Origin of the sequence: Thalassospira sp. UBA4513 (genome assembly GCF_002388495.1) — a bacterium.
Classification (GTDB): domain Bacteria; phylum Pseudomonadota; class Alphaproteobacteria; order Rhodospirillales; family Thalassospiraceae; genus Thalassospira; species Thalassospira tepidiphila.
Genome location: NZ_DGMR01000018.1, coordinates 26145 through 32773, shown reverse-complemented (window position 1 = coordinate 32773; position 6629 = coordinate 26145). Strand labels below are relative to the sequence as shown.

General features: G+C 52.4%; 5 protein-coding genes. All 5 read left to right on the top strand.

The window, feature by feature from the left end:
* The coding region (locus tag B2T33_RS06570; RefSeq protein WP_286791538.1) for a flagellin at positions 1-812 on the top strand (812 nt) is incomplete at its 5' end.
* 359 nt (positions 813-1171) lie between these two features.
* Positions 1172-2512 carry a flagellin gene (locus B2T33_RS06565; protein WP_167727174.1) on the top strand — a complete coding sequence of 447 codons (1341 nt, stop codon included), beginning with the start codon at positions 1172-1174 and terminating at the stop codon, positions 2510-2512.
* Between the two features lie 431 nt (positions 2513-2943).
* The gene (locus tag B2T33_RS06560; RefSeq protein WP_197146872.1) at positions 2944-4284 is read left to right on the top strand and encodes a flagellin; all 1341 of its coding nucleotides are present in this window, start codon (positions 2944-2946) and stop codon (positions 4282-4284) included.
* Between the two features lie 93 nt (positions 4285-4377).
* Positions 4378-4746 (top strand): flagellar protein FlaG, encoded by a 369-nt coding sequence (locus B2T33_RS06555; protein WP_197146871.1) that lies wholly within the window; start codon positions 4378-4380, stop codon positions 4744-4746.
* Between the two features lie 102 nt (positions 4747-4848).
* Positions 4849-6621 (top strand): flagellar filament capping protein FliD, encoded by a 1773-nt coding sequence (fliD, locus tag B2T33_RS06550; protein ID WP_197146870.1) that lies wholly within the window; start codon positions 4849-4851, stop codon positions 6619-6621.
* Positions 6622-6629 lie beyond the last annotated feature (8 nt).

Below are 6629 nucleotides of genomic sequence, written 5' to 3'. Positions count from 1 at the left end.
GGGCGACCGATACCGATAGCGACGTCACCGATAACAACTTTGAAGTTGATATCGATTATGCTGCCGGTGGCCAGGTCATCATGACGGTTAACGCCACTGTTGACGGCGACAACCGTTCGCAGTCGATCGACGTAACGGACTATGCTTCGGGCGGCACCACCGCGATTGGGGCTGGTGAAAACGCAACGCTCAACTTCGATGAGCTTGGCCTGAGCTTCACGGTGAACACCAACTTCTCGGCATCTGTGTCGTCGATTGCCGCAGACAACACTGGTGCATCGAACTTCGGTTCTGATACCACCTTCAACGGTGTTACCGGTAACGACTCCTCGGCAAACATTGTAAACATGTCTGCAGATAACGGCCAGCAGCTTGCCACCAGCATCGAATTCCAGGTTGGCGGCGGCAACACGGCAAACGACCGCTTGTCGATCAATTTGACCTCGGTTGACTCCGACACACTTGGAAGCGGGTCTTCTGGTTCGGAAACCTCGCTTGAGGACCTTGGCGCCAATGCGATTAATACTGCTGCTGGTGCACAGAATGCTGTTGAAGTTGTCACCCGTGCGATTGATGACCTGCAGCGTGCACGTGCCGCAATCGGTACCTCCCAGAACCGGTTGGACTTTGCTGGACAGAACCTTGCTTCCACGCAGGAAAACACTGAATCAGCTCGCTCAACCCTGATGGACCTTGATGTGGCAGCCGAAATGACGGCGTTCACCTCAAAGCAGATCCTAGTTCAGTCCGGTGTTGCCATGCTAGCACAGGCCAACCAGATGCCGCAGAACCTCCTGCGTCTGCTGCAGTAATCTGCAAAGCAAAACACGTCTTTATCAAAAGGGGCGGCCTTCGGGCCGCCCCTCCTCTATTTGTTTTGATTAATCGCCATACAGCTGTCATGTGATCGCTTCGATTCGGGTTTTCTTGTCGGAAACTCACTCTCCGAAGAACGCACCACCAAAATCATCTCTGCCCAACCCCTTGTTTTTCCGGTGATTCAGAATTTTCTTTCTGTTCAGGTGATTTTTTTTCTGGACTTCCAACCTAACAAAGTGCATTTAAAAATCTCGTGGACCTTTTATAGGCTGTTCAAGAAGAACTCCTGAGGAACATCCCACGCACATACAGACATGGTGTCTGGTGTTCATTCCAAGTAGGAAGATGAAAAATGGCTCTCAATATTATTTCCAACTATGCCGCTAACGTGGCACACCGTAACCTGACCGCATCTGACGAAATGGCGACCCGTTCGCTGTCCAAACTTTCGTCTGGTACCCGTGTTGTTTCCGCACGTGATGATGCCGCTTCCATGGCCATCGGCGCGCGTTTGAATGCAACCACCCAGGCTCTCAAAACCGCAACTGTCAACGTTGGTCAGGCCAACTCGATGCTCCAGATCGCCGATGGCGGTATGGCAACCATTGATGACATCCTCGTTCGTATGAAGACACTTGCCGTTCAGGCATCGTCTGGCAACCTGTCCGACACCGAACGCGGCTTCCTCAATGACGAGTTCACTGAACTGCGTGACGAGATTGATCGTATTGCGTCCTCCACCAACTTCAACGGCATTCAGCTGCTGGGTGACGGCGGCGACGTCGCGATTAACTTTGGCGATCTCGCAACCGGCGGAAGCGGCGCAGCCCTGACCCCGGTCAACGGCTTCGACAATTTTGCCATCACCGATAACAACTACTGGGCGACCGATACCGATAGCGACATCACCGATAACAACTTTGAAGTTGATATCGATTACGCTGCCGGTGGTCAGGTTATCATGACGGTGAATGCCACTGTTGATGGCGACAACCGTTCGCAGTCGATCGACGTAACGGACTATGCTTCAGGCGGCACCACCGCAATTGGGGCTGGTGAAAATGCGACCCTGAACTTCGATGAGCTTGGTCTGAGCTTCACGGTGAACACCAACTTCTCGGCATCTGTGTCGTCAATTGCCGCAGACAACACTGGTGCATCGAACTTCGGTTCTGACACCACCTTCAACGGCGTTACCGGTAACGACTCTTCGGCGAACGTTGTTAACATGGCTGCAGACAACGGTCAGCAGCTCGCCACCAGCATTGAATTCCAGGTTGGCGGCGGCAACACGGCAAACGACCGCTTGTCGATTGACCTGAGCTCGGTTGATGCCGACACACTCGGCACCGGGTCTTCTGGTTCGGAAACCTCGCTTGAGGACCTTGGCGCCAATGCGATTGATACTGCTGCTGGCGCACAGAATGCTGTTGAAGTTGTCACCCGTGCGATTGATGACCTGCAGCGTGCACGTGCCGCAATCGGCACCTCCCAGAACCGGTTGGACTTTGCTGGACAGAACCTTGCTTCCACGCAGGAAAACACTGAATCAGCTCGCTCAACCCTGATGGACCTTGATGTGGCAGCCGAAATGACGGCGTTCACCTCAAAGCAGATCCTAGTTCAGTCCGGTGTTGCCATGCTAGCACAGGCCAACCAGATGCCGCAGAACCTCCTGCGTCTGCTGCAGTAATCTGCAAAGCAAAACACGTCTTTATCAAAAGGGGCGGCCTTCGGGCCGCCCCTTTTCGCATGACTACAGCAGCGATTAAATTCCAAATCGCTTTCTTGATAGTGACAAAATCTTTTTAAAGATCAGACGAAATCTATACATCAGGATAATTGCTTAACTTGCGTCAGATCCGTCGACTTGGAGTCGGATTCGTTTACAAAGCATTAACAAACCCGGCACAGCCAGTGCTTTGGCCTCCACGCAACCATTTGTTTTTAATGGTAAAAGTGAGGAATCTTTTTTCACTGGACACAAATCTAACCTAAAAGTATATTTCACCCTATATGTATTACCGTTTTCATCCCTACGTCTGGGCTGAAAATTTTCTGGCAAATGTGCCGGATCACGGACAACAAGATGTTGTCCAGAGCTGTCCATGTAGGAGATGCGTTATGGCTCTTAACATTATTTCGAACTATGCAGCCAATGTTGCACATCGCAACTTGACCGCGTCAGACACAGCAGCGACCCGCTCCCTATCTAAATTGTCGTCAGGTACACGCGTAGTTTCTGCGCGAGATGACGCTGCCTCGATGGCGATTGGCGCGCGTTTGAATGCAACGACAGAGTCTCTCAAAACAGCTTCGGTGAACGTTGGTCAAGCCAACTCGATGCTCCAGATCGCCGATGGCGGCATGGCAACCATCGATAACATCCTGGTGCGCATGAAGACACTTGCTGTTCAGGCATCCTCGGGCAACTTGTCCGACACCGAACGCGGGTTCCTGAATGACGAATTCGTTCAGCTGCGCGAAGAAATCGACCGTATTGCGTCCTCCACCAACTTCAACGGCATTCAGCTGCTGGGTGACGGCGGCGACGTCGCGATTAACTTTGGCGATCTCGCAACCGGCGGAAGCGGCGCAGCCCTGACCCCGGTCAACGGCTTCGACAATTTTGCCATCACCGATAACAACTACTGGGCGACCGATACCGACAGTGACGTCACCGATAACAACTTTGAAGTTGATATCGATTACGCTGCCGGTGGTCAGGTCATCATGACGGTGAATGCCACTGTTGACGGCGACAACCGTTCGCAGTCGATCGACGTAACGGACTATGCTTCGGGCGGCACCACCGCAATTGGGGCAGGTGAAAATGCGACCCTGAACTTCGATGAGCTTGGCCTGAGCTTCACGGTGAACACCAACTTCTCGGCATCTGTATCGTCGATTGCTGCAGACAACACTGGTGCGTCGAACTTTGGCTCTGACACCACCTTCAACGGCGTTGCCGGTAACGACTCTTCATTGAATGTCGTTAACATGGCCGCTGACAACGGTCAGGCTCTCCAGCAGAGCGTTGATTTCCAAGTCGGAGCAGGAAATACCGCAAACGATCGAATGTCGATTGAATTTTCGTCAGTAGACTCCGATACCTTGGGTGCCGGTGCCCTTGGCACAGAAGTTTCTATCGCTGACCTTGGGGCAAACGCGATTGATACGGCTGCCGGTGCACAGGAGGCTGTAGAAGTTGTAGGTCGCGCAATTGACGACCTGCAGCGTGCCCGTGCCAATATCGGCACCTATCAAAACCGCTTGGACTTCGCCGGACAAAACTTGGCGACCACGCAGGAAAACACAGAGTCTGCACGCTCGACCCTGCTTGATCTTGATGTTGCAGCCGAAATGACTGCCTTCACATCCAAGCAGATCCTGGTTCAGTCGGGTGTCGCAATGTTGGCACAAGCAAACCAGATGCCGCAAAACTTGCTGCGTCTGTTACAGTAACCTAACTCTCGTCCCCCGGCACTGATCGCCGGTAATCGTCTTTTTCAAGTTTCATCCTGCTGTTACAGGATGGCGGCTTTAAGGAGCTGAAAAATGGAAGTCGTAAAAAACTATAGTACGTCGAGTGGCTCCGGGGGCATCCCCCATGCTGCTGCGAGCGTACCTGATGTCGCACCGGCCAAAACCAGTGCGGTTTCTTCACCGGTGGCAAAGCCGGAAAACAAACCTTCTGCAGTTCCGCAGAAAATGCAGGATGCACTTGCAAGTATGGATCTGCCCGACCTTGCCGATGGCACCGCACGGGTTGAGCTGAACTTCAACCAAGACACCGGCCGCGTCGTGGCAAAAGTTACCGACCGCACCAGCGGTGAAGTCCTGCGCGAACTGCCGTCCAAGGAACTCCAGCAACTGTTCTCGCAAATGCGCGAGTATCTCGGCAGCTTTGTCGACGAAGAAATTTAACACAGCGAGTGGGCGCACATAGGCACGGTTCTTGCAGTTCGGTTTGACAAAACATACCGCTAGCAGGCAAAATCAGCCGGGAGCACCCAAGGAGCTACACCAATGAGCAGTCTGAATTTAAATAATATCTATGTTGGCGATAACGGTCGCGTCCAGTTGTCTGGCGGCTCCTCCAACATCGATTTCGTCGACACTGTCGACAAGATGATTGCTGCCCGTCGTATTCCTGCCGACAATCTTGAAAAACGGATTGAAGCAAACGACGAGAAAATTGCTGCGCTAAAAGAGCTGCAGACGCTTGTTGGTACCCTTAAGGACTCCATGGCGAACCTCTATGGTGCGACCAGCTTTGACAACTCGCGAAATATCTTTGAATCCAAACAGATTTTTGCTTCTACGAGCAACACTACCGAAGCAGGATCTTTAATCGGTGTTGTCGCCTCAAACGCCGCCGAGACCGGAAGCTACAAGTTCGAGATCAACCAGGTCGCAAGCAAGCACAAGCTTTCGAGTAACACCCAGACTGTCGCGGCAAGCGCTGACGTCACCGGGCTTACGGGCACTGGAACATTTACGATAACCGGTGGCTCTGGCAGCTCAAGTGTCACCGTCGCAGCCGGTGATACGCTTCAGGACATCCGTGACAAGATCAACAACGTCAAGGATACGACCGGCATTCAGGCTTCGGTCGTCAAGGTGTCCGAAACCGAAAGTACACTGATCCTGACCTCGGTCGAGGAAGGCGAAGCCAATCGCATGTCGTTTAGTGACGACACCGGCAGTGTTTTGCAAAACCTCGGTGTTCTGACAGACCCGACGACGATCAATGCTGCCAACGTTATTGATGATGGCAACAATGCCAGCATTACGCTTGATGGAATTACTGTTACGCGCGGGTCCAACGAATTCTCTGATCTTATTGATGGCCTGAGCATCAGCCTCTATGACGCTGAACCGGGCACAGAGATCACGATTGAAATCGAACAGGACCTTAATCAGGCGAAAACGGCAATCCTCAATTTTGTCGAAGCCTATAATGCTGTTCAGACATTCATCAACGAAAAGACTTTCGTTGACCCGACCACGGGCGAATCCTCGGAAGATGCGGTGTTGCTCGGCAATACGTCTGTTAAAGGTATTGAATCTGCCCTGCAACAGATTGCGGGCTCCTTTGCGAACGGTGTAACCGATAGGCCCGACAAGGACGATTATTCGGTCCTGGCAGAAATTGGTCTGGATTTCGTTGCCTACGGCGCGAACGAAGACCCGATGCTCAGCAAAACCATCGATCTTGACGAGGCAGCCCTGAACGAGGCGTTGCTCAACGAACCGCAAGAAGTGATGGAACTGTTCCTGTTCCGCGGGAAGTCTGACAATTCTGATGTCACCATGACCGGTTTTGATGGAAAAACCAATGCTGCAACCTATGAGTTCAACATTGATGCATCCGGCGGTACGATCAACAGCGTCACCTACGATATCACCGTCAATGGCGTGACAACGACCGGCAAGAACGCCGTTGTATCGGGCAACAGCATCCGCACGGCCGATGGTTTGCGCTTGTTTTACGGTGGGGATGCAAATGCATCCGATACAGCGACTGTAACCACCAGCATCGGGATCGGTGCGCAATTCTACTTCGAACTGGATTCTATTCTGGACGAAGAAGACGGTAGTTTGACCCAGGCCATCTCCGATCTGGAAGTCCAGACCACTTCCTACGAAGAAAAAGTTGACCGTATTGACGAACGTCTTACTCGGCAGCGAGAAGTCCTTATGGATCAGTTCATTGCAATGGAATCGGCCCTTGCACGCATGAAGAACATTCAGAGTTCTCTCGACGAATTGATGGCCGCCGGAAAAGATAGTGGTTAACTTTTGTC

What these genes read in the sequence shown, in the direction of transcription:
- fliD (WP_197146870.1), top strand. Translation starts at nt 4,849, where the DNA reads ATGAGCAGTCTGAATTTAAATAATATCTATGTTGGCGATAACGGTCGC.
- B2T33_RS06560 (WP_197146872.1), top strand. Translation starts at nt 2,944, where the DNA reads ATGGCTCTTAACATTATTTCGAACTATGCAGCCAATGTTGCACATCGC.
- B2T33_RS06565 (WP_167727174.1), top strand. Translation starts at nt 1,172, where the DNA reads ATGGCTCTCAATATTATTTCCAACTATGCCGCTAACGTGGCACACCGT.
- B2T33_RS06555 (WP_197146871.1), top strand. Translation starts at nt 4,378, where the DNA reads ATGGAAGTCGTAAAAAACTATAGTACGTCGAGTGGCTCCGGGGGCATC.